The sequence below is a fragment of the Paraburkholderia edwinii genome (assembly GCF_019428685.1).
Taxonomy (GTDB): domain Bacteria; phylum Pseudomonadota; class Gammaproteobacteria; order Burkholderiales; family Burkholderiaceae; genus Paraburkholderia; species Paraburkholderia edwinii.
The window spans coordinates 2,120,439-2,142,386 of sequence record NZ_CP080096.1 but is presented as its reverse complement, the minus strand read 5'-3'; the positions used below and the strand labels follow the sequence as shown (position 1 = coordinate 2,142,386).

The 21,948-nt window shown below is 64.8% G+C and carries 19 protein-coding genes and 2 riboswitches; of the genes, 11 read left to right on the top strand and 8 right to left on the bottom strand.

Annotated features, from left to right (window positions below):
* The first annotated feature begins 4 nt into the window (after positions 1–4).
* From KZJ38_RS31265 to KZJ38_RS31255, 3 genes are all read left to right on the top strand, one after another.
* Positions 5–787 carry a precorrin-2 C(20)-methyltransferase gene (locus KZJ38_RS31265; protein ID WP_219800926.1) on the top strand — a complete coding sequence of 261 codons (783 nt, stop codon included), beginning with the start codon at positions 5–7 and terminating at the stop codon, positions 785–787.
* Positions 775–2,586, top strand: coding sequence for a precorrin-3B C(17)-methyltransferase (cobJ, locus tag KZJ38_RS31260; protein ID WP_219800925.1), 1,812 nt, complete (start codon positions 775–777; stop codon positions 2,584–2,586). Before KZJ38_RS31265 ends, cobJ begins: the two co-directional genes overlap by 13 nt.
* A gap of 153 nt (positions 2,587–2,739) precedes the next feature.
* Positions 2,740–3,693: a flagellar brake protein gene (locus tag KZJ38_RS31255; protein ID WP_219800924.1), complete on the top strand. Its 954-nt coding sequence runs from the start codon at positions 2,740–2,742 to the stop codon at positions 3,691–3,693.
* Positions 3,694–4,041: 348 nt separating this feature from the next.
* Here KZJ38_RS31255 and KZJ38_RS31250 read toward each other — a convergent pair whose 3' ends face one another.
* The 4 genes from KZJ38_RS31250 to cobW all read right to left on the bottom strand — a co-directional run bounded on the left by KZJ38_RS31250 (position 4,042) and on the right by cobW (position 11,129).
* Positions 4,042–4,620, bottom strand: coding sequence for a vWA domain-containing protein (locus KZJ38_RS31250; protein WP_219800923.1), 579 nt, complete (start codon positions 4,618–4,620; stop codon positions 4,042–4,044).
* 110 nt (positions 4,621–4,730) lie between these two features.
* Entirely contained in the window at positions 4,731–5,933 is a 1,203-nt protein-coding gene (locus tag KZJ38_RS31245) for a magnesium chelatase ATPase subunit I (protein WP_219800922.1), read from the bottom strand.
* A complete protein-coding gene (gene cobN / locus KZJ38_RS31240) occupies positions 5,930–9,946 on the bottom strand; it encodes a cobaltochelatase subunit CobN (RefSeq protein ID WP_219800921.1) in 4,017 nt (1,338 codons plus the stop codon). The genes KZJ38_RS31245 and cobN overlap by 4 nt, the downstream gene beginning before the upstream one ends.
* Before the next feature lie 67 nt (positions 9,947–10,013).
* Positions 10,014–11,129, bottom strand: coding sequence for a cobalamin biosynthesis protein CobW (cobW, locus tag KZJ38_RS31235; RefSeq protein ID WP_219800920.1), 1,116 nt, complete (start codon positions 11,127–11,129; stop codon positions 10,014–10,016).
* Between the two features lie 107 nt (positions 11,130–11,236).
* Positions 11,237–11,548, bottom strand: a riboswitch (cobalamin riboswitch).
* Positions 11,549–11,627: 79 nt separating this feature from the next.
* Positions 11,628–11,859, top strand: a riboswitch (cobalamin riboswitch).
* A gap of 292 nt (positions 11,860–12,151) precedes the next feature.
* On the opposite strand from cobW, the gene KZJ38_RS31230 reads away from it, so the two are divergent.
* Genes KZJ38_RS31230 through KZJ38_RS31210 form a run of 5 tightly spaced genes read left to right on the top strand, consistent with a single transcriptional unit; the run spans position 12,152 to position 15,685 of the window.
* Positions 12,152–12,634, top strand: a complete 483-nt coding sequence (locus tag KZJ38_RS31230) for a cobalamin biosynthesis protein (RefSeq protein WP_219800919.1) — start codon at positions 12,152–12,154, stop codon at positions 12,632–12,634.
* Positions 12,631–13,233: a cob(I)yrinic acid a,c-diamide adenosyltransferase gene (gene cobO / locus KZJ38_RS31225; protein ID WP_219800918.1), complete on the top strand. Its 603-nt coding sequence runs from the start codon at positions 12,631–12,633 to the stop codon at positions 13,231–13,233. The genes KZJ38_RS31230 and cobO overlap by 4 nt, the downstream gene beginning before the upstream one ends.
* Positions 13,234–13,236: 3 nt before the next feature.
* Positions 13,237–14,736 (top strand): cobyrinic acid a,c-diamide synthase CobB, encoded by a 1,500-nt coding sequence (locus KZJ38_RS31220; protein WP_219800917.1) that lies wholly within the window; start codon positions 13,237–13,239, stop codon positions 14,734–14,736.
* Complete coding sequence (bluB, locus tag KZJ38_RS31215; protein WP_219800916.1) at positions 14,720–15,409, top strand: 5,6-dimethylbenzimidazole synthase; 690 nt, start codon at positions 14,720–14,722, stop codon at positions 15,407–15,409. The genes KZJ38_RS31220 and bluB overlap by 17 nt, the downstream gene beginning before the upstream one ends.
* A 57-nt stretch (positions 15,410–15,466) precedes the next feature.
* Positions 15,467–15,685, top strand: coding sequence for a hypothetical protein (locus tag KZJ38_RS31210; RefSeq protein WP_219800915.1), 219 nt, complete (start codon positions 15,467–15,469; stop codon positions 15,683–15,685).
* Positions 15,686–15,724: 39 nt separating this feature from the next.
* On the opposite strand, the gene ribA is transcribed toward KZJ38_RS31210, so the two are convergent.
* A complete protein-coding gene (ribA, locus tag KZJ38_RS31205) occupies positions 15,725–16,372 on the bottom strand; it encodes a GTP cyclohydrolase II (RefSeq protein WP_219800914.1) in 648 nt (215 codons plus the stop codon).
* A 257-nt stretch (positions 16,373–16,629) separates the two neighbouring features.
* Between ribA and KZJ38_RS31200 the strand changes: the two genes are divergently transcribed.
* The gene (locus KZJ38_RS31200) at positions 16,630–17,067 is read left to right on the top strand and encodes a CBS domain-containing protein (protein WP_219800913.1); all 438 of its coding nucleotides are present in this window, start codon (positions 16,630–16,632) and stop codon (positions 17,065–17,067) included.
* A 211-nt stretch (positions 17,068–17,278) separates the two neighbouring features.
* Here the strand turns inward: KZJ38_RS31200 and KZJ38_RS31195 are convergent, their stop codons facing one another.
* Both KZJ38_RS31195 and KZJ38_RS31190 read right to left on the bottom strand, forming a co-directional pair.
* On the bottom strand, positions 17,279–17,614 hold the full coding sequence (locus KZJ38_RS31195; protein WP_219800912.1) for a DUF4148 domain-containing protein: 336 nt from the start codon (positions 17,612–17,614) through the stop codon (positions 17,279–17,281).
* A 211-nt stretch (positions 17,615–17,825) separates the two neighbouring features.
* Positions 17,826–18,476: a DNA-3-methyladenine glycosylase gene (locus KZJ38_RS31190; RefSeq protein ID WP_219800911.1), complete on the bottom strand. Its 651-nt coding sequence runs from the start codon at positions 18,474–18,476 to the stop codon at positions 17,826–17,828.
* A 349-nt stretch (positions 18,477–18,825) separates the two neighbouring features.
* Between KZJ38_RS31190 and KZJ38_RS31185 the strand changes: the two genes are divergently transcribed.
* Positions 18,826–19,194: a BON domain-containing protein gene (locus tag KZJ38_RS31185; RefSeq protein ID WP_219800910.1), complete on the top strand. Its 369-nt coding sequence runs from the start codon at positions 18,826–18,828 to the stop codon at positions 19,192–19,194.
* A gap of 104 nt (positions 19,195–19,298) precedes the next feature.
* Here the strand turns inward: KZJ38_RS31185 and KZJ38_RS31180 are convergent, their stop codons facing one another.
* Positions 19,299–20,453: an acyl-CoA dehydrogenase family protein gene (locus tag KZJ38_RS31180; RefSeq protein WP_219800909.1), complete on the bottom strand. Its 1,155-nt coding sequence runs from the start codon at positions 20,451–20,453 to the stop codon at positions 19,299–19,301.
* A 155-nt stretch (positions 20,454–20,608) separates the two neighbouring features.
* On the opposite strand from KZJ38_RS31180, the gene KZJ38_RS31175 reads away from it, so the two are divergent.
* On the top strand, positions 20,609–21,691 hold the full coding sequence (locus KZJ38_RS31175) for a calcium:cation antiporter (RefSeq protein ID WP_219800908.1): 1,083 nt from the start codon (positions 20,609–20,611) through the stop codon (positions 21,689–21,691).
* The last annotated feature ends 257 nt before the right edge of the window (positions 21,692–21,948 follow it).

Below are 21,948 nucleotides of genomic sequence, written 5' to 3'. Positions count from 1 at the left end.
GCAGATGAGCGAACCGCAGAGCGAACGCCAGAACGAAAATCAGGGCGCCGCGCGCGGCCGTCTGCTGGGCCTCGGTGTCGGCCCCGGCGACCCTGAGCTGATTACCGTGAAGGCGCTGCGTCTATTGAAGTCGGCGCCCGTGGTGGCGTACTTCGTCGCCAAGGGCAAGAAGGGCAACGCGTTCGGCATTATCGAAGCGCATCTCACCGATGCGCAGCTGCGCCTGCCGCTCGTCTACCCCGTGACGACCGAGGCGCTCGAGCCGCCGCTGTCGTACGAAGCGATCATCGCCGACTTTTACGACACCGCGGCCGAAGTGATTGCGGGCCATCTCGACGCGGGCCGCGACGTCGCCGTGATCTGCGAAGGCGATCCGTTCTTCTACGGGTCGTATATGTATCTGCACGATCGCCTCGCCGACCGGCTCGCACCGCGCTTCGAAGCCGAAGTCGTGCCCGGCGTGTGTTCGATGCTCGGCGGCGCCGCCGTGCTCGGCGCGCCGCTCGTCTACCGCAATCAGACGCTATCGGTGCTGTCGGGCGTGCTGCCCGAAGCGGAACTGAAGCGGCGCCTCGCCGATGCGGACGCGGCGGTCATCATGAAGCTCGGCCGCAACTTCGACAAGGTGCGCCGCGTGCTCGACGAACTCGGGCTCGCGAAGCGCGCGCTGTACGTGGAGCGCGCGACGATGGCGAGCGAACGGATCGTGCCGCTCGCTGAAGTCGATCCGATGGCGTCGCCCTATTTTTCGCTGCTCGTCGTGCCGGGGGAAAAATGGCAAGGCTGATGCCGCCGGCAATCGTGATTCTCGGCAGCGGCGCGCTGGCGACCGCGCGCCGTCTGCAGCGCTGCTATCCGGATGCGCGCGTGCATGGGCTGCGCAGCCGCTTTGAAGTACCCGGCGAGGCGCATGTTGAAGCAGGCGCCGACGGCGTCGATATCGTCTACGACGAACTGAGCGCCTATCTGCGTGAACTCTACGCGAGCGGCACGCCGATCATCGCGCTGTGCGCGGCGGGCATCGTGATCCGCTGCGTTGCGCCGCTGCTCGCGAACAAGGGCGCGGAGCCACCGGTGCTCGCGGTCGCGGAAGACGGCAGCGCGGTGGTGCCGCTGCTCGGCGGTCTCGCGGGCGTGAACGTGATGGCGCGCGAGATCGCGCAGGCGCTCGACGTGCCGCCCGCGATCACGACCAGCGGCGAGTTGCGCTTCGGCACCTGCGTATTGAATCCGCCGCATGGGTATGCGCTCGCGAGCATCGAGCAAGGCAAGCGCTTTGTGTCCGATCTGCTTGCCGGTGAAAGCACGCGTATCGAAGGCGCTGCGCATTGGCTCGACGATGCGCAGTTGCCGCGCTCCGGCACGGCGCGGCGGGCGATTCGAGTGACGCCGCTCGCGTGGGACGGCAACGCCGATGAGCTGGTGATTCATCCGCGCAGCGTGGCCGTTGCGCTGGCCGATGGCGATCATGAGAACGCCGCGCAGCGGGTGCGCGATGCGCTGGCGACGCGCGGACTGTCGCCGTTGGCGCTTGCCGCGATTGTCGCGCCGATCTCATGTTCAGGCGACGCGACGCTTGCACACGCGGCCGATGCGTTGGGTGTGGCGCTGCGGTTTGCTGAAGCCGGCGTTGACGCTGGCGCTTCGGCACCACCTGTCGGCGACGCCCGCCCTGCCTCGTCGCTGCCGCGCGCGTTGCTCGAAGCCGCGTTGCCCGCGCAGTGCGAGATCGTCGACCTGAGCCCGGGCATTGCCCTGGCCGTCGCCGCCACGCCGATCGATCCCGACACTATCGGCCGCGCGCGCGGCCGGCTGACCGTGATCGGCCTCGGGCCCGGCAGCGCGGACCTGATGGTGCCCGCCGCGCGGCAAGCGCTCGCGCAGGCCACCGATATCCTCGGCTACGCGACCTACGTCGAAATGGCTGGCCCGTTCCGCGCGGACCAGCGCGTCCATCCGACCGACAATCGCGAAGAAATGCAGCGCGCGCGCCATGCATTTGAGCTCGCGAGCGGCGGACGGCGTGTCGTGATGGTGTCGTCGGGCGACCCCGGTGTGTTTGCGATGGCTTCCGCCGTACTCGAAGCGCTCGACACGTCCAGCACGTCCGACGCGCCGCATTGGGCCGATGTCGAACTGCAGATCGTACCGGGCGTATCGGCCGCGATGGCGACGGCCGCGCAAGCCGGCGCGCCGCTCGGCCACGACTTCTGCATGCTGTCGCTCTCCGACAACCTGAAGCCGTGGGCCGTCATCGAGGCGCGCGTGGCGCTCGCGGCGCAAGCCGATCTCGTGATGGCGTTCTACAACCCGGTGTCGCGCGCGCGGCCATGGCAGCTCGACAAGGCGCTCGATATCGTGCGCGAATCGCGCGCTCCGGAGACGACGGTCGTGCTCGGACGCGACATTGGCCGCCCCGGCGCATCGCTCGTGTCGACGACGCTCGGCAAGCTCAGTTCGGCCGATGTCGATATGCGCACGATGGTGATCATCGGTTCGTCGACCACGCGCGTCTTTTCGACGCGATCGCAATCGGCCGACGGCGCGCCGCGCGAGTGGGTTTATACGCCGCGCTGGTATCGGTAACGCATCGGCGCGGCACCTGTCGCGCCGCATCCCACATTGCGGCTATGCCAACCGGTTGCAGACGCGTTCATCAGGGATTCTCCCTATCTCAAGATGTCGGGCGACGGACGATAACACCGGATAGCCCTCTTTTCCTGTGTCTTCACCGCGCCTATGCAAACTGACGAACCGGTTGCAACCACCCATCCGGCCGATGCGCCTTCCGCACTTCTCGACGCCGATGCGGTGCCGATCGGCACGCCGCTCGAATGGTCGGTCGTCGATGCCGACGGCTCGCTGCTATTCGATCGCGGCGCGGTCGTGATCGGTCCAGAAGAGCGCCGCTTTCTCTTTGCGCACTTCAAGCCGCGCCGCGGCGACGTCCAGGCCGAGGCCGAGAATGCGGCGAGCGGGACTGGCGACGCGCACAGCGGCGACGACGAAGACACGCCGCTCGCGCTGAAGGACACGCACCTGTCGATCGGCGCGCTGATCGGCATTCGTCCGCAAAACGCGAGCGGCCCGATGTATCCGAGCCGCATCATCGGCTTCGCGCCGAACCAGTCGGTGTTCGTGATGCCGCCGCACGTCGACGGCCGCCCGCTTACGCTGACGATCGGCGAAAACGTCGAGATCGTCGCGATCGCGAGCCAGGCAGTGTTCCGCTTCGTCTGCACGGTCGATGCGGTCTGCCATCTGCCGTTCGATTACGTGGTGCTGTCGAAGCCCGGCGTGATCCGCCGGCTGCGCGAACGCAAGTCGATTCGCGTGCGCGCGCGGCTGCCGGTGCGCTTCGGCGTGAATCCGCAAGGCGACGCATATGAAGGGCTCGGCGTGATGCAGACGATCAGCGCGCTCGGCATGTCGTTTGGCACGCCGTGGCTCGTGGCCAAGGTCGGCGAGCGCCTGCGCGTGTCGTTCCGGCTGCAATCGAAGGATAGCGACACGCTGATCGAAACAACCGCGATCGTGCGCAATGCGCAACCGGCCTCGGCCACCGACGCGCTCGCGACACACGGGCTCGAGTTCGAGCAGCTCGATGCGGCTCAGCAACTTGCGCTGAAGTCGTATGTGTTCGACAGGATCGACGATATTTCGCACTGGTCGAATGCGGCGCGGCCCGCGTGATCGATCGAAGATCGAAACGTGTGGTTCGGGCGCGCTGCGACGCCTCGCGCTCATCGTGTTTACCCGAGCGCGCCGCGACGCGTCGCGCGCAGATCCGGTATAGACATGCGTGCAGCCACATGCCCACGCATCGGTGCTGCGGCTCTTCGGCTTATCGGCTTATCGGCTTATCGGCGTGTTGGCGTGTTGGCGTGTTGGCGTGTTGGCGTGTTGGCGTGTTGGCGTGTTGGCGTGTTGGCGTGTTGGCGTGTTGGCGTGTTGGCGTTTCGGCGTGTTGGCGTTTCGGCGTGTTGGCGTTTCGGCGTGTTGGCGTTTCGGCGTTTCGGCGTTTCGGCGTTTCGGCGTCCGTCAGCCTGCCGCAATCAGTTGGGCGGGCGTGATGCAATCGCCGTCCCACGCACGTGCTAGCTGCTCGCATCGGCCAAGCCGCACGGCGTCGTTTTCGAAGTCGACGAACACGACGCGATCCGCGGCTTCAGGGCGCGCCGGCATGCCGCCGCTGCGTCCATCCGACAGCACCCATAGCCAGCGCTGCTGACCCGGTTTGCGCTTCGCGGCGCCGGCCAGCAAGCGCGCCGCGCGTTCGATCGCCGGCACGAGCGGCGTGCCGCCGCCACCGCCGATCGGATCGAGCCAGCGTTCGCTCCAGCCGCGTGGTATCGCCGGTCCAAAACGCAAATCGGCGCTTACGCCGCCGAAACAGATCAGCGCGGCCTCATGCCGATCGGCGCGCGCCCGCCCGAATAACGCGGCAAGCAGACCTTTCGCCAGCGCGAGCCGCGCGCCGACCAGCATCGAACCCGAGCAATCGAGCACGAAACAGTGCAGCACGCCGCGCGGCGGCGCCTCGCGCACGAACCGCAAATGATCGGCACGCAACCGCTGCGCACCTTTGGCGGCGAGCGTGCGCGGCCATTCGATGCGCACGCCGGATCGATCGCTCGCCGCTTTTGCGTTGCGATGAGCACGATATGAATCGCCTGTCTGCCATCGAAAACCGCTGCGCGATACGCCAGCGGCGGCGTTCTTCCGATGGCTCAGCGTTTTTTTGACGGAAGCGGGATCACGCCTTTTACGTGCGTGGTGCCGGCGCTTTGGGGCGGCAGATAACCCCAGTCGCTTTCGGGCGATGCCGGCGATGCTTGCGCTTGCGACTCAGCTTGCGAATGCGCTTGCGACTGGGCTTGCGACTCGGATTGCTCCTGCGACTGCGTTCGTTGCAGGCTGCTGGTTTGCGCGCCGGCGCTCCGCTCTTGTGGCTCGCGCCCTGCCCCCGCATGAGCGTCCCACTGCTGCCCCTGCGTTACATCGCCGATGCGTCGCCGATGCAACAACACCGATTGCGCGACACGATCGACATGCGCGACCGTCACCGCGTCGGCTGCTTCGAGTGCGGCAAGCGCACGCGCGGCACGCAGCATCACGAGATCGGCTCGCATGCCATCCACATGCGCCGCAATGCATAGTGCGCTCACATGCTCATGCACGGCATCGTCGAACGCGAGTCGCGCGAGCGCGGCGCGAGCGTCGCGGATGCGGCGCATCGTGTCTCCCTGCTGGTGCGCATGGCGCTCGCGGAATGCCTGCGGGTCCAGATCGAATGCGAGCCGCGCCTTGACGATCTGCTGACGGATCCGCGCATCGAAACAGTTTTGCAGACCGACCATCAGGCCGAAGCGGTCCGTCAGTTGCGGGCGCAATTCGCCCTCTTCCGGGTTCATCGTGCCGATCAGCACGAAGCTCGCGGCGTGGCTATGCGACACGCCATCGCGCTCGACCGTATTGACGCCGCTGGCCGCCGCATCGAGCAAGGCATCGACGAGCGCATCGGGCAGCAGGTTCACTTCATCGACATAGAGCACGCCGCGATGGGCGCTAGCGAGCAGCCCCGGCGAAAAACGCACGGCGCCGTCGCGCAGCACCGTTTCGATATCGAGTGTGCCGACCAGGCGTTCTTCGCTCGCATTGAGCGGCAGCGTGACGAACTGGCCATCGGGCAGCAGTTCGGCGAGCGCGCGCGCCGCCGTCGACTTCGCGGTGCCGCGCGGGCCGCTGACGAGCACGCCGCCGATGCCCGGGTCCACCCCGGCGAGCAGCAGCGCCTGCTGCAGTTCGTTTTGACCGAGCAGCGCCGCGAATGGGAACACGGGCGCGCGGCTGACTTCGCTTGTGCCTTCGCTTTGACGTTCGCTCGTGCCTTCGATCGCGCCGTTCGCCGTGTGAGTCGTTGCGTTCTTCATCGCGTCCCTTCAATCTGTTGTTCGCTCGCAAGCAGATGCTGTTCGATCTGTTCGCGATACCCGCCCGGTTCCCGCCATAGGCCGCGCTGCATCGCTTCGATCAGCCGCTCGCAGATGCCGTGCAGCGCATGCGGATTGTGCGCCTGCAGGAACGCGCGCGTGTCGGCGTCGTTCAGATACGCATCGGCGACGAGTGCATATTGATGATCGGCAATCACGCGCGCGGTCGCGTCATAACCATACAGATAGTCGACCGTTGCAGCGATTTCTGCCGCGCCCTTGTAGCCATGCCGCTTCACGCCGTCGAGCCACTTCGGATTGACGACGCGCGAGCGGATCACGCGCGTAATCTCTTCGGTCAGCGTGCGCACGCGCGGCGCGTTCGGGTTGCTGTGATCCGCGTGATAGAGCTGCGGCTGGCTGCCCGAAAGATGCCGGACTGCCGCGGCCATGCCGCCCTGGAACTGGTAGTAGTCGTTCGAGTCGAGCACGTCATGCTCGCGGTTGTCCTGGTTCTGCAGCACGACGTCGAGCGTCGCGAGGCGCGTGCCGAATGTGTGGCGCGCGTCTTCGCCCGAGGTTTTTTGCGTGTACGCGTAGCCGCCGTGCGCGAGATACGCGTTGGCGAGATCGCCGTCGGTTTGCCACTGCCGCGTGTCGATCATTTCCTGCAGGCCCGCGCCGTACGCGCCGGGCCGCGAGCTGAAGACGCGCCAGCCCGCGCGCTTGCGCGCCTCCTGCGCATCGACGCCGCGCGCAATCCACGCGTCGCGCTCGCGTAGCACGCGCGCGCGAATCGGATTCAGATGCTCGGGTTCGTCTTCGAGGTCCGCCACCGCTTGAACGGCCGCGTCGAACAGATGCATGACATTCGGAAACGCGTCGCGGAAAAACCCCGATACGCGCAACGTGACATCGATGCGCGGCCGGTCGAAAGCGGCAATCGGCATGATTTCGAAGTCGGTCACGCGATGGCTGCCCGGCGCCCATTTCGGACGCACGCCGAGCAAAGCGAGCGCCTGCGCGATATCGTCGCCGCCCGTGCGCATCGTGGCCGTGCCCCATACCGACAGGCCGATCGCGCGAGGGTAGTCGCCGTGTTCCTGCAGGTGACGTTCGAGCAGTTGCTGCGCCGATTTGAGACCGAGTGCCCACGCGGCTTGAGTCGGGATCGCGCGCGTGTCGACAGAATAGAAGTTGCGGCCGGTCGGCAGCACGTCGGGGCGGCCGCGCGATGGCGAGCCGCTCGGGCCCGGCGGCACGAAGCGGCCTTCGAGGCCGCGTTTCAACTGCTGCATTTCCTGCGGGCCGCAGGCGTCGAGGCGCGGCAGCACATCATCGTGCAGGCGCTGCAGGACGCGGTCGGTTTGGGGCAAGACGGGGCGTGTGGGTCGAGCGGATTGTGCTGGTGCCGTACCGACGGTGCTGATGTGGCCGGTGTCGCGCACGGCGGCCGTACTGTTGGACTCGTCTTCGTCTTCGTCTTCGTCGACATCGGCACCGGCACCGGCACCGGCACCGACATTGGCATTGGCATTGGCATTGGCATTCGCACCGACATCGGCAATCGAAGCCGCATCCGCGTTGGCGTTATCAACGCCGCTTGCGTCGGGATCGCTCCGACACAGCTCGCCGAGCAACTCGCCGGCCAGCAATTCCAGCCGCTCGCGCGCATCACCGTTATGCCGCCACGGCGCATCGCTGACCTTCTGCAATAAAGCGGGCTTCTCGCCTTGCCACGGCGCCGACCAGTCCGCCGTCAGCGGATCGAACAGACCATCGATGCCGAGATCGCGCGCGAGCGCATCGATGAGCCCCGCGTTCGCGCCCTGCCCGTCGCCGATCGGATAGCGCCCGAGCGCAAGCAGTGTATCGCGCCGCTGCACGCCGCGCGGCGACTGGCCGAAGGTGTGCAGGCCATCGCGAATCTGCGCTTCCTTCAGCTCGCACAGCCACGCGTCGACGCGCGTCAGCAACGCGTCCTCCGCGTCCTGACCTTTGGGCTCGGCAATGCTCAGCTCTTCGTGTAACCGGTGTTCGACGATGGTCGACAGAATCGTGCCTCGCAGCAGCTTCGCGCGGCGCGGATCGACCATCAGGGCTTCGTAGTATTCGTCGACCTGGCGTTCGAGGTCCTGCAGCGGCCCATAGCTTTCGGCACGCGTGAGCGGCGGCATCAGATGGTCGATGATGACCGCCTGGGCGCGCCGTTTCGCCTGGCTACCCTCGCCCGGATCGTTGACGATAAACGGATACAGATGCGGCATCGGCCCAAGAATCGCATCGGGCCAGCAGGCGTCGCTGAGCGCGACGCTCTTGCCCGGCAGCCATTCGAGATTGCCGTGCTTGCCGACGTGCACGACCGCATCGATTCCGAACTGATCGCGCAGCCAGAAATAGAACGCGAGATACGCATGCGGCGGCACGAGCTCGGCGTCGTGATAGCTCGCGTAATCGTTCTGCTCGCGCGAGCGGGACGGCTGAATACCGACGAACACGTTGCCGCAGCGCCAGCCGGCGATCATGAAGCGGCCGTGCCGCACGGTCGGGTCGTGTTGCGCTGCGCCCCAGCGTGCGTTGAGCGCGTCGCGCAGCGAGGCCGGCAAGCGCGCGAAATGCGCTTCGTAATCGGCGAGCGCGAGACTTTGCAGTGCTGGCCTCAGGTCGCGCACAACCGGATCGTTCGTTACACCTTGCGTGAGCCGATCGAGCAGCGCATCGCCGTCGGCGGGAAGCGCTTCGTCCGCGGCAATCCGGTAGCCTGCGTCGCGCAGCATGGTCAGAATGCCGACCACCGACGCCGGCGTATCGAGCCCGACGCCATTGCCGATGCGCCCCTCGCTGACCGGATAATTCGCGAGAATCAGCGCAAGCTTCTTGTCCGCGTTATCGAGTGCGCGCAGGCGGCACCAGCGCTCGCTTAGCTCCGCGACGAACGCGACGCGCTCCGCATCGGGCTGATAGCGTACGACGTCCACTTCGGTGTGCGGACAACGATAGGCGAGCCCCTTGAAGCTGATCGCGCGCGTGATGATGCGGCCATCGACTTCGGGCAGTGCGATATGCATCGCGATGTCTCGCGAGTTCAGGCCGTGATTGTCCTTGACCCAGTCTTCGCGATTGCCGCCGCTCAGGATAACTTGCAGCACGGGCGCGTCGCCGGCCACGGCAAGCGGCGCGGGATCGTCGATCGCGCTCGCGGCGAACGCCGTCGTGTTCAACACGAGCGATGCATGATGTTGCGCGCACAACTGGTCGACGACGTCGCGGCTCAAAGCATCCTTTAGCGACGTGATCGCTATCGGCAGCGGATTCATCCGCCGCGCTTCGAGCGCATCGATCAGCGCGTCGAACACGGCCGTGTTGGCGGCCTGCAGATGCGCCTTGTAGAACAGGATCGCTACAACAGGGGCATTGGCGCGCCAGCGGGCCTGCCAGTCGGCCACCGTCGGCGTGTCATGCGACGGGTGGTAGAGCGCGGCTGCGGGCAGCGGCACCGGCAAGGCGGGCTCACGCCCGAAGCCGAGCGCGCGCCACGCGATGCAGCGCAAAAAAGCCTCGGCGTTCTGCGGGCCGCCTTCGCGCAGATAGCGCCATAGCTGATGGCACAGCGCCGCATCGGCAGTGCTGCGCGCAATCAGGTTCGGATCTTCCTGCAAGTCGCCGGAGAACATCGCGAGCGTCTGTTGCTTGCGCTCCGCGAGCGCGACCACCTGTTCGATGCCATACGGCCAGTACGCTTCACCGCCGAGGTGATCGACCACGACCACGCGCGCATGCTGCAACACGTCTTCGACGTAAAAATCGACCGAAGCCGGCTGCCGCAGGTACGTCACGTTGGCCAGACGCACGCTCGGGAAACCGGCCGGCAGGCGCGACACGACGCTCGCGAGCAGCGACAGCGTCGTATCGGCCGAGCTCAGTACAACGATCTCCGCGGGCCGCTGATCGATCCGGATCACGCCCTTCGTATCGTCGACGAAGCCGCCCGGCGTGGTGCGCAGCAAATGCATGTTCGTGCCGCCTTGTATTCGTGGCGCACGGGCGTGGCGGAGAGCTGCCGCGCCCGCGCTGGGCCTATCAGGCCTGTTGTGCTGCCTGCGTGCTCAGCGCCTCATCGAGCGCGCGTTGCAACACCGGTTGCTCGAGGTCTTCGCCGATCATCACGAAGCGGCTCGCCTGAGGGCTCGCCGTTGCTTCGCCCTGTAGTTCCTCAGGCCGCCAGCGTCGATCGAAATAGCTGTCGAAGCGGCGTCCGACGCCCTGAATCACGAGGCGCATCGGCGCGTTCGGCAGTGCCGCGAAGCCTTTGACGCGATACACGGTGTGCTGCTCGACCACGCGCTGCAGTGCGGCGATCATCGCTTCGCGCGACGGGGCGTGGGCGCTGACGACCACCGAATCGAATTCGTCGTGGTGATGGTCGGCGTGGTCGGGGTCGTCGGCCGAGCCGTGATGATCGTGGCGCAGATGGATCGTCTCCTCCGACGCGGACTCGAGCCCGAGCAGCGCGTGCAGATCGAGCTGGCCGTTCTGCGCGCGCACCACTTTCACCTGCGCCGGAATCTCTTCGCGGATCGTCGCTTCGACCGCTTGCGCACGCGCGTCGTCGAGCAGATCGATCTTGTTGAGGATCACGAGGTCCGCGGCGGACAGCTGGTCTTCGAACAGCTCGTGCAGCGGCGATTCGTGATCGAGGTTCGGATCCGCCTGGCGAAGCGCATCGACGGCGACCGGGTTTTCGGCGAACTGGCCGCTCGCCACAGCCGGACCGTCGACAACGGTCACCACCGCATCGACGGTAAAGCTGTTCTTGATCGACGGCCACTTGAACGCCTGCACGAGCGGCTTGGGCAACGCGAGGCCCGACGTTTCGATCAGCACGTGATCGATCTGGTCGCGGCGCTCGACGAGCTTTTCCATCACGGGAAAAAACTCTTCCTGCACGGTGCAGCAAAGGCAACCGTTCGCGAGCTCGTACAGTTGGCCTTCGATTTCGCGGCCGTCTTCGTCGCAGCCGATGCCGCAGCCTTTGAAGATTTCGCCGTCGATGCCGAGTTCGCCGAATTCATTGACGATGACGGCGGCCCGCAGTCCGCCGCTGTGCTGAAGAATATGGCGCAGCAGAGTGGTCTTGCCGCTGCCGAGAAAGCCCGTGACGATCGTCACCGGGATTTTGCGCATCTGGGTTTGCATGGCGACTTCGCGAATGTGAATCGCGGCGCGATGGCCGACACCCTGTGCCAGACAAGATGCGACATCAGGCCGCGAAATGGTGGACGGAACGCCGCAACCCCGCGGCGTCAACCCTTGGACTTCTGGCCGGTATCCGGGCTGGCGAGAGCGCCGCTTCACCTTCCCACACGAGTGAACAGTTTCTCGCGCAGTGGTTTGCCTGCCCGCGCGGCCTTGCGCGCGGACCTCGAAGCCGGCTCTGCATCGCAACCACCGCGATGCGCTCGCCTTCCGTTGCGGGGGCAGCACAGGTTGACCTGAAGCGATGATGCGGCAGCCGTATTCGGCACAACGCATCGGGCAGGATTCAGGCCTGCTGTTTCCCGTTTAACTGCGCGCGCCGGACGGCGCGCGCGAGCACCAGAAGTGCGTGCGAGTGTAGGCGCGGTAAGGGGGAAGCGTCAAGGCTGGGGGCTGCCGACGCCGCCTCGTCCACCCGGCGACGAAGGGCTCATGTGCTATCGTATGCCCGCGTCCGGTGCCGCATCTGCGCGTAGCGCTCATATGCGGTTAAACGGGAAACAGGAAGCGCCGGCAGGCGCCCGACCTGTGCTGTCCCCGCCAACGGTAAGCGGCCTGCGGATTTCATGTCCGCGCATGCGTTTCGATGCCACTGTCGGCCATCCGCCGATGGGAAGGCGATGCGCATGAGGCCGTCAGCCCGGATACCGGCCGGATGCGAGGGGGCGAACGTCACGGTCGCCAGTCGCCGGTTCCGCGGGGGACGGATACGGGCGCCCACGCACGGCGTAATCGCATACAACCGCAAGCAACTGATCGCTACCGCTTGCCGCCGCCGTGCACGCTATGTGGCATTGCATGACACGTCTTTATTCCGCGCATCTCAGCGCGGTTCTCCGTACGACGGCGCTTCGAGCCGCGGTTCGTCCTGCGCGTTTTCCCGCGGTTTTCCGCGCGCTTTGCCTCGCGCTTTTTTCTGCACTTTTCACCACGGTTTTCCTCAATTCACACGGCGGCGCGCGATGAATCGGCCAATCAAGCGGCTCGCCGTCGGCATCGGCTGCAAGCGCGGCGCGAGCGTCGAACAGATCGATGCGGCCGTGCTCAGCGCGCTCGGCCCACACTCCATCGACGACGTCCGCGCAATTGCCACCATCGACATCAAGGCTCACGAACCGGGCATTGTCGGGTTTTGCGCGCGCCATGCGCTGCCGCTGCACGTTTTTTCGCGCGAGCAGATCGCGGCGGCATCAGCGGTGTCCCATGCCGGACAAATGACTGCGCCCTCGCCTCACGTTCGCGCGCACCTCGGCGTCGACGGCGTATGCGAACCGTGCGCGCTGCTCGCCGCGGCCGCCGGCCGGCTGATCGCCCCGAAACGCGTATTCGAAGGCGGCGTGACCGTCGCGATTGCTACGGCCGATGCCACAGCCGATTCCGTTGCGCTCGCAACGTTCGACCACGAACCCACTCAACATCAACAACATCACGAGGACGCTCAATGAAAACTGACCCCGAATCGCATCAGCGCATGACCCAGCGCCGTCGCGAAGGCCATGAGAAAAAACAGGCGGAAGCGACCATCGAAAAAGGCCTGCTGATCGTCAATACTGGTACCGGCAAAGGCAAGAGCACCGCTGCGTTCGGCATGGCCGTGCGCGTGCTCGGCCACGGCATGCGCCTTGGCGTCGTGCAGTTCATCAAGGGCGCGCTGCATACGTCCGAGCGCGATTTCCTCGGCAGCCTGCCGAACTGCGAATTCGTCACGATGGGCGACGGCTACACGTGGAATACGCAGAACCGCGACGCCGATATCGCGACCGCGCGCAAAGGCTGGACCGAAGCAAAGCGGATGATCGAAAGCGGCGATTATCAGATGGTGATCCTCGACGAACTGAACACCGTGCTCAAGTACGAATATCTGCCGCTCGACGAAGTGCTCGGCGTACTGACCGCGCGTCCGGAGATGCTGCACGTGGTCGTCACGGGGCGGCATGCGCCCGATGCGCTCGTCGAGGCGGCCGATCTCGTCACTGAGATGCGCGCGATCAAGCATCCGTACCGCGAGCAGCACGTCAAGGCGCAGCGCGGCGTGGAGTTCTGAACGATGGCGCAGTGCCCCGCGCTCTTTATCAGCGCACCCGCATCCGGCCAGGGCAAGACGACGATCACCGCGGCGCTGGCGCGCCACCATCGCCGGCTAGGCCGGCGCGTCCGCGTATTCAAGACCGGGCCCGACTTTCTCGACCCGATGATTCTCGAGCGCGCGAGCGGCGCCCCCGTGCTGTCGCTCGACCTGTGGATGGTCGGCGAAGCCGCGTGCCGCACTCTGCTCGCGCAGGCCGCCGCGCAAGCGGACCTGATCCTGATCGAAGGCGTGATGGGTCTTTACGACGGCACGCCGAGCAGCGCGGACCTCGCGGCTGCGTTCGGCGTGCCCGTCGTCGCCGTGATCTCAGCGAAAGCAATGGCGCAGACCTTCGGTGCGGTCGCGTTCGGCCTCGCGCACTACCGCGACGATGTGCCGGTGTACGGTGTGTTCGCGAATCGGGTCGGTTCGCCGCGGCATGCGCAGATGCTTGAAGAGGCGCTGCCGGCCGGGTTGAAATGGATGGGGTCGATCGGGAGCGCCGCGCAGATCGAATTGCCGGATCGGCATCTCGGCTTGCATCAGGCCGCGGAGATCGAGGATCTCGATCAGCGTCTGGACAAGGCCGCCGATGCGCTGGCGTCCACGCCGCTCGCGGAATTGCCGCCTATTGTGCAGTTTGCTCCGGCGTCGGGACCAGCGTCTTTGTCGGCGGTGGCGCCATCGTCCGCAACGACGTCATCGCCATCAGCATCGCCATCACCAGCGTCCACGTCAGCGGCATCGTCGGCGTCGGCGTCAGCGCCATCACCCGCTGCGCCATCGTCGGCGTCAGCGCCATCACCCGCTGCGCCATCGTCGGCGTCGACAGCGCAGCCGCACGGCGGCGCCCAATCCGAACCCCTGCCGCGCCTGCTCAACGGCGCCCACATCGCCATCGCGCGCGACGCCGCGTTCTCGTTCATCTACCCGGCGAACCTCGCCCTGCTCGAAACGCTAGGCGCACGCATCAGCTTCTTCTCGCCGCTTGCCGACGAGCCGGTGCCCGACACCGCCACCGCGCTCTACCTGCCAGGCGGCTACCCGGAATTGCACGCGCCCACACTCGCACGCAACACCCGCCCGGCTGACTCGGTGCGCGCGCATGTCGCCGCGGGCAAACCGGTATTCGCCGAATGCGGCGGCATGCTGTATCTGCTCGAAAGCCTGACGACCACCGACGGCACCACAACGCCGATGCTCGGCCTGCTGCCCGGCCACGTCCATATGCGGACGCGCTTCACGGCGCTCGGCATGCAGCAGCTCGACGGCCCGCTCGGCACGATGACGGGCCACACGTTCCACTACTCGCACGTGAGCACGCCGCTCACGCCCGTGCTGCACGCGACGCGTCCGCAATCGGACGTCACTGGCGAAGCGGTCTACCGCTCGGGCCCGATCGTCGCGACCTATATGCACAGCTACTGGCCGTCGAATCCGGCCTTCACCGCGGCACTCTTCCATGGCAACGCGTTTTAACGACACCGATCGCGCGGCGGTCTACCGCGCCATTTACGAACGCCGCGACATGCGCCACTTCGTGCGCGGCCCCATCGACCCGGCCGTGCTGCAGCGCCTGCTCGACGCCGCGCATCACGCACCGAGCGTCGGCTATATGCAGCCGTGGCGCATCGCGCGCATCACCGATCCTGCCCTGCGCGCCGCCTTGCACGACGCGGTCGAGCGCGAGCGGCTGCTGACCGCCGACGCGCTCGGCAAGCGGCGCGACGAATTCATGAAGCTCAAGGTGGAAGGCATGCGCGATTGCGCCGAAGTGCTGGTCGTCGCGTTGATGGACGGGCGCGAGGCGCATATCTTCGGCAGGCGCACGCTGCCCGAAATGGACCTCGCCTCGGTGTCGTGCGCGATCCAGAACATGTGGCTCGCGGCGCGCGCGGAAGGGATCGGCATCGGCTGGGTGTCGCTGTTCGATCCCGAGGAAGTACGGGCGTTACTGGCCATGCCTGACGGCGCACAGCCGGTTGCGATACTCTGCGTGGGTCAGATCGACGAATACTATCCGGAACCGATGCTTGAAATGGAACGCTGGGCCACGCGCGCGCCGCTCGCCGATTGCGTATTCGAAAACCGGTGGCCGGATGCAGCGTCTTCGACCTCGAAGCCGAAACCGCCCGAGGTTTTGCCGGACTAAGAGACAACGGCGAGACAGCTAGGACAAAGTTGAGCGATCTCTGAGCAGAACCAGACAATGCGCCATCGCCGCCCCGCGATCGGCGCCATGAACAGAAAGAACCGGATAAACAAAATGAAAGAACCGCGGAAAATATCGACAGGAGAACTCGTCTGGCTGGTCTGCTTCCTGTTGCTGTGCTTTTACCCGCCGACTTTCTTCGGCAAGCTGATGGGGCTCATTATTTTCGCGATTCTGGTTCGCTGGTACGTGCGCGGCGACCCACGTTTCAAATAGGCCGCACCGTTCGCTCTCACCAGCAAGCCATGCAGGCGGCTATTCGTTCTCTTCGAAGTAGTGGCCGAATTTCACCTGCTTGGTGCGGATATACCGCTCGTTCTCTTCACGCATCGGAATGGCAAGCGCCACGCGTTCGCATATCGGAATGCCGTGTTTGGCGAGCGTGTCGAACTTCTCCGGGTTGTTGCTCATCAACCGCACCGACGTGACTTTCAACACCCGCAGAATGGCCGCGGCCGAATCGTATTCGCGTGAGTCGTCGGGCAGGCCGAGGTCGAGGTTCGCCTCGACCGTGTCGCGCCCCTGCTCCTGCAGCGCATAGGCGCGGATCTTGTTCGTCAGGCCGATGCCGCGCCCCTCGTGGCCGCGCAGATACAGCAGCACGCCGCATCCTTCGGCCGCGATATAGCGCAGCGCAAGGTCCAGCTGCTCGCCGCAATCGCAGCGGTACGAACCGAGCACGTCGCCGGTCAGGCATTCGGAATGCAGGCGTGTCAGCACCGATTGCCGGTTGGCGACGTCGCCCATCACGAGCGCGACATGTTCGGCATCGCCGTCGGTCACGCGAAAGACATAGGAAGTAAAAGTGCCGTAGCGGGTGGGGAGCGTGGCTTGCGCTTCAAGCGCGACGCATTCCCGGATTTGCGGATCGTCAGCTAGCGACGGATCGTGAGACGTGGGCATGGCGTTAAGCGAATGTCTGACAGAGCCCGAGTACGACCGGGGGAATAGTTTGGAACTGGAGTTTACCGCTAAACGCGAAGACCCATCCGTAGCCCACCGCGCCGCCGCGCGATGCATGGGCGCATGCGTGCGGGATCCCACGTGGCGCGACGCACCGAAGCGGCGTCGCCTCGCGCGCGACTCCGCCTATACTGGATTGGCCAGTCCCTGACGACAGCACGCCACCCGGTGTGCTGCACTGCGAAAGGAGCCGCTTTATGACCCGCGTTGCACAAGTACTCAAATCGAAGACGGACCAGAACGTCTACACGATCGCCGCGTCGGATTCGGTCTACAACGCTCTCAAACTGATGGCCGACAAGCAGATCGGCGCATTGCTGGTCATGGAAGGCGAGGCGATCGCCGGGATCGTCACCGAGCGCGACTATGCGCGCAAGATCGTGCTGATGGATCGCTCGTCGAAGTCGACGCCGGTGCGCGACATCATGAGCAAGGCGGTCCGGTTCGTGCGCCCTGAGCAGACGACCGACGAGTGCATGGCACTCATGACCGAACGCCGCATGCGCCACCTGCCGGTGCTCGATCACGACAAACTGGTTGGCATGGTGTCGATCGGCGACCTCGTGAAGAACATCATCGCGGAACAGCAGTTCACCATTCAGCAACTCGAACACTACATCACGGGAGCCGGTTGATTTCTCGCGACGCCGCGTGCTGAGCGGTTAGCGGAAAAAGAGGCCCAATCCGAACGGCTTGGGCGAAGCCGCCATTGATCATGGCGGTGGAGGTTTTCGTTCCGAAAATGCCTATATCGACTTAAGCCGGCCCGCGTATTTATTTCGACGCGCGCCGGCTTGCCTCATTACGGCCTTAGTCACTTGCTCGGTCATTTGCTCGGTGACTGCATTAATGGCCGAAATAAACCGTATTAGCCCGATCGAGGCGCGCCGGTGCACCCGTTTGTGACGTGCCGCCCGTCGCCGGGCCATAACCCGTATCGGCAGCCGGTTGCTGCGCGGCAGCTTGCGCGTTCTCGGCCTGCACGCGACGTTCCGCAGCCTGGATATCGGCCGGATACGTCGCATCATTCGACATCGCCGGATCATAACCGGCCTTTTCCAGCTGAATCAGTTCTTCGCGAACCTGTGCACGCGTGAGACCCGACGGATTCGATTGCGCGAACGACATCACCGGAACAGCCAGCACAGCAGCAATGGCAACAGCCTTGATCAGCGATTTCATAATCCTTACCTCCGACATTTTTTTTGCTTGACTTCTCGCCCCATGCAAGAGCCAGTGACTTCATTCTAGGCAGTGACTCTCTAAGGGAAAACCCTAATCCCGAATAATCTTAATTGCGCAATTTGCAATGGTTCGTAGCCTTTCAACATGTCTTCGGAAATGGCGAAGGAATAGCTTCAGATCGCGTGGCAGGTCATGCGTCAAGCGACGCTTACTTTTTGCTTTCGGTATCGATGGCTAATCCGCCCGGCATCAAGAGCTTGCGAGGACCGCTGACGAATGGGCTATCGGGTTCGTAGAAACGCAGCGGCCGATGCATTTCGCGCGACAGGCCGATACGCGTCGTCACTGCAACGGGTGTGGCCTTCGCGTGCGTCATCGCGCCAAGCCACAGCGTTTTGCCCGTGCAAAGATCGACGCCGTTCAGCGACGGCCCGACACCGAACGCCACCGTGAGCCGGCCGGGTCCGCGCGCGAGGTCGCGCAGTTTGATGCCGGGGCGGCGCGCCTGCATCTGCGCGATGCCGTCGAGCGGTTCGACCGCGCGCAACAGCACGCCGGCGCCGACGTCCTCTTCTTCGGCAGACACGTTCAACATGTAGGACGCACCGTAAGTGAGCCGCACATAGGCGTGCCCCGGCGAAAGAAACAACGCTTCGTTGTACTGGCGGCGGCCGATAAACGCGTATCCGGTCGAGTCGCCGACCGGATACGCCTCGGTCTCGACGATGCGGCCGCTGATGCGCCCTTCGGGCATGTCGTGCACGAGGCACTTGCCGACCAGATAGCGCGCGAGTTCAGTCGCGTCGACCGGCAATGCCGTGCGTCCGAGCGGCGCGATATGCCATGTTTTTGCGCTCATTAGTATTTCTCGCGATGCGCGTTTAGCGAACCGCGCCGTGTGCCCGAAAGCAACATCGTTTGCGCGTCTTCGCTAAATCCGTTGTGTCAAAACCTCAGTCGCTTTCCGTAAGCGATCACTGTGGAACCAATTGCGGTATCTTTACACTCCGACAGACACCTGCATGGCCGCCGTAACAGCGGGTCAACACAGTTTGTCGTCAGGTCGCGTTCGGGTTTTCACCCGTATTTCGCCGTACACCGCAGAACCGTTCCACGCGTTTTCATCCCAGAAGTACAGAAGTTGGCAGTGCAGTGGTCCCCCATTCCGGGGCAGACCGTCGCTTAAGCATGACAACAGGAGAAAGTGAATGAAGGCGATCCAGGCAATCAAGGTGGTAGGTGGCGCACTGATCGTGCTCGCGTCGCTCAACGCGTATTCGCAGGCAAGCGATACCGGCGCGGACATGAGCACGCAGCCGAGCGCGAAGCAGCAGCACAAGGCAATGAAGAAAGCCGACCGTGCACTCGCACGCAAGGTACGCGGCGCACTCGCAAAGGCTAAGGGCGTTAGCGCCGCAAATATCATCGTCCGTGCTAACGCGAGCACCGGCGACGTGTGGCTCGAAGGCTCGGTGCCTGAGCAGCCGCAAGTCGACCAGTCCACGCAGGTCGCGCAAGGCGTAGCGGGTGTGAAGAACGTCAAGAACGATCTGACGATCCGCCCGGTCGGCCAATAAGGCGTCCTGTATCGAAGCACGCGCCGCTCTTCTTCGTGAAGGGCGGTGCCTAGCGGTTCCGCTTCCGTTCAATTCCCTTCCCCCGGTTTCCCTTTAGTTCTCGCTCAGCTTTCGAGCTCCCGCCGCATCTCGCGCGCAATCACGATCTGCTGGATCTGCGTCGTGCCTTCGTAGATGCGAAAGAGCCGCACGTCGCGGTAAAAGCGCTCGATGCCGTAGTCGGCCATATAGCCCGCCCCGCCAAAGATCTGCACCGCGCGGTCCGCCACTCGCCCGCACATTTCCGTCGCGAACATCTTCGCGCACGACGCGTCGATCGTGACGCGTTCGCCGCTATCGCGCCGCCGCGCCGCATCGACGATCATGCAGCGCGACGCATAGATTTCCGCGCGGCTGTCGGCAAGCATCGCCTGGATCAGTTCGAATTCGACGATCGGCTTGCCGAACTGCTTGCGCTCGATCGCATAACGCAGCGCGTCGTCGAGCATGCGCTGGGCGGCGCCGGTCGCAATCGCCGCAATATGCAGACGCCCTTTGTCGAGCACCTTCATCGCGGTCTTGAAGCCGACGCCCTCACGCTCGCCGATCAGGTTCGCGGCACTCACCCGGCAATTGTCGAAGATCACATCGCAGGTGTGCGCGCCCTTGTGGCCCATTTTCTGGTCAATCTTGCCAAGCGACAGGCCAGGTGTGCCCGCTTCGACGAGAAACGCCGATATCGCAGCCGCGCCCTTGCCTGCCGCATCGGTACGCGCCATCACGGTGAACAGTCCCGCTTCGGGCGCATTCGTGATGAAGCGCTTGGTGCCGTTGAGTACGTAGTGGTCGCCATCGCGCACGGCGCTGGTGCGCAACGATGCGGCGTCCGAACCGGCTTCGGGCTCAGTCAGGCAGAACGAGCCGATCAGCTCGCCGCTTGCGAGGCGCGGTAGATACGTCTGCTTCTGCGCCGGCGTGCCATCGAGCACGATACCGGTCGAGCCGATGCCATTGTTGCTGCCGACTGCCGAACGAAACGCCGGCGATGTTTTGCCAAGTTCGAACGCGACGAGCACTTCTTCCTCCATCGTGAGTCCCAAGCCGCCGTATTCTTCGGGTAGGCAAAGGCCGAAAAGGCCGAGGTCCTTCATTTCCTGCAGCAGCCCGGCCGGAATCTGGTCGGTCTGAGCGACGATTTCCTCGTTCGGCACAAGCCGTTCACGGACGAAGCGTGTAATGCTGTCGAGCAGCAGCTTCAGCGTTTCCTGATCTCTGATCATCGCGGTGCGTCTCCTGAATTGCCACTCTCAGAACAATAAAGGTTATTATATTTCAATGCATTAGAGTACATTCTTAATCTAAGACATGAATTGTGGGCGAGGTTGCGTGCGAGCAGTTCCAACGCAACTCACCCTATAACAAAAGGACTCAACGAATGGCCACTTCATCGTCCGTGCTGCCTCGCTGGACCGTCGTTACGCCGATCGCCGCGTGGATTGTGTTCGGCGCCGCGCTGGCGCTGCCCGGCCACGGCGCGCTGCTCGCGCTGGTCGGCATTGCGCTCGCCGGCTCGGTGTTTGCGGGTGTCCACCATGCGGAAGTCGTCGCGCATCGTGTGGGCGAACCGTTCGGCACGCTCGTGCTCGCGGTCGCTGTGACCGTGATCGAAGTCGCGCTGATTGTCTCCGTGATGTTGTCGTCGGGGCCCGAGAAAGCGGGGCTCGCGCGCGACACGGTGTTCGCCGCCGTGATGATCGTCTGCAACGGCATTGTCGGCATCTGCCTGCTGGTCGGCGGGCTGCGCCATCGCGAGCAGGGTTTCCAGATTCGCGGCGCGAGCGCGGCGCTCGCGGTGCTCGCCTCGCTATCCGTGCTCACGCTCGTGATGCCGAACTTCACGCGCACCAACCCGGGCCCCCTGTTGTCGCCGTCGCAGCTTGCGTTCGCGGGCGTGTCGTCACTGGTGCTGTATGGCGTATTCGTGTTCGTGCAGACCGTGCGCCATCGCGATTATTTTCTGGCCGACGCGCCCGGCGAAGATGCGCATGCCGCGCCGCCAAGCGGTGCGGTCGCGCTGCTGAGCCTCGTGCTGCTGTTCGTGTCGCTGGTGGCTGTCGTACTGCTCGCGAAGCTGCTGTCGCCGTCGATCGAACGCGCGGTCGCCGACGCGGGCGCGCCGCCGGCCGTCGTCGGTATCGTGATCGCGGCGCTCGTGCTGCTGCCCGAAGGGTTTGCCGCAGTACGCGCGGCGCGCGCGGACCGTCTGCAGACGAGCCTGAATCTTGCGCTCGGCTCCGCGCTCGCGAGTATCGGGCTCACGATTCCGACGGTGGCGGTCGTGATCCTGTGGACCGGCCAGGCGCTCGTGCTCGGCATCGACGGCAAGGACACGGTGATGCTGATCCTCACGCTGATCGTCGGCACGCTGACGCTTAGCACCGGGCGCACGACGATTCTGCAGGGCGCCGTGCATCTGTCGCTGTTCGCGGCGTATCTGTTTTTATCGGTGGTGCCGTGAGCGCGTCATCGTCGATCGAGCGCAAAGCCGCATGTCCTGCGGCACAGGATGGTTCGTATCGGATACGTCATGGCAGGCCACCACCTGGTGTCTTGCGGCGTAACGAAGAATGGCCGCTTTCAATTAGTTTGTTGAAAGACGATGCCTCCCCCTACCAATCGAAGATCCACGAATCCCGCAGTTCGTCGCAAGAAAAAAGCGAACGCGTCATGCGCTCCTCTGCCTGACACGCAACGCGACGCAGCAGGCCCGCAGCC

Excerpts from the sequence above, each read along its gene's own strand:
- KZJ38_RS31265 (WP_219800926.1), top strand. The coding sequence starts at position 5 with ATGAGCGAACCGCAGAGCGAACGCCAGAACGAAAATCAGGGCGCCGCG.
- cobJ (WP_219800925.1), top strand. The coding sequence starts at position 775 with ATGGCAAGGCTGATGCCGCCGGCAATCGTGATTCTCGGCAGCGGCGCG.
- KZJ38_RS31255 (WP_219800924.1), top strand. The coding sequence starts at position 2,740 with ATGCAAACTGACGAACCGGTTGCAACCACCCATCCGGCCGATGCGCCT.
- KZJ38_RS31245 (WP_219800922.1), bottom strand. The coding sequence starts at position 5,933 with ATGAAGAACGCAACGACTCACACGGCGAACGGCGCGATCGAAGGCACG.
- cobN (WP_219800921.1), bottom strand. The coding sequence starts at position 9,946 with ATGCATTTGCTGCGCACCACGCCGGGCGGCTTCGTCGACGATACGAAG.
- cobW (WP_219800920.1), bottom strand. The coding sequence starts at position 11,129 with ATGCAAACCCAGATGCGCAAAATCCCGGTGACGATCGTCACGGGCTTT.
- KZJ38_RS31230 (WP_219800919.1), top strand. The coding sequence starts at position 12,152 with ATGAATCGGCCAATCAAGCGGCTCGCCGTCGGCATCGGCTGCAAGCGC.
- cobO (WP_219800918.1), top strand. The coding sequence starts at position 12,631 with ATGAAAACTGACCCCGAATCGCATCAGCGCATGACCCAGCGCCGTCGC.
- KZJ38_RS31220 (WP_219800917.1), top strand. The coding sequence starts at position 13,237 with ATGGCGCAGTGCCCCGCGCTCTTTATCAGCGCACCCGCATCCGGCCAG.
- bluB (WP_219800916.1), top strand. The coding sequence starts at position 14,720 with ATGGCAACGCGTTTTAACGACACCGATCGCGCGGCGGTCTACCGCGCC.
- KZJ38_RS31210 (WP_219800915.1), top strand. The coding sequence starts at position 15,467 with ATGCGCCATCGCCGCCCCGCGATCGGCGCCATGAACAGAAAGAACCGG.
- ribA (WP_219800914.1), bottom strand. The coding sequence starts at position 16,372 with ATGCCCACGTCTCACGATCCGTCGCTAGCTGACGATCCGCAAATCCGG.
- KZJ38_RS31200 (WP_219800913.1), top strand. The coding sequence starts at position 16,630 with ATGACCCGCGTTGCACAAGTACTCAAATCGAAGACGGACCAGAACGTC.
- KZJ38_RS31195 (WP_219800912.1), bottom strand. The coding sequence starts at position 17,614 with ATGAAATCGCTGATCAAGGCTGTTGCCATTGCTGCTGTGCTGGCTGTT.
- KZJ38_RS31190 (WP_219800911.1), bottom strand. The coding sequence starts at position 18,476 with ATGAGCGCAAAAACATGGCATATCGCGCCGCTCGGACGCACGGCATTG.
- KZJ38_RS31185 (WP_219800910.1), top strand. The coding sequence starts at position 18,826 with ATGAAGGCGATCCAGGCAATCAAGGTGGTAGGTGGCGCACTGATCGTG.
- KZJ38_RS31180 (WP_219800909.1), bottom strand. The coding sequence starts at position 20,453 with ATGATCAGAGATCAGGAAACGCTGAAGCTGCTGCTCGACAGCATTACA.
- KZJ38_RS31175 (WP_219800908.1), top strand. The coding sequence starts at position 20,609 with ATGGCCACTTCATCGTCCGTGCTGCCTCGCTGGACCGTCGTTACGCCG.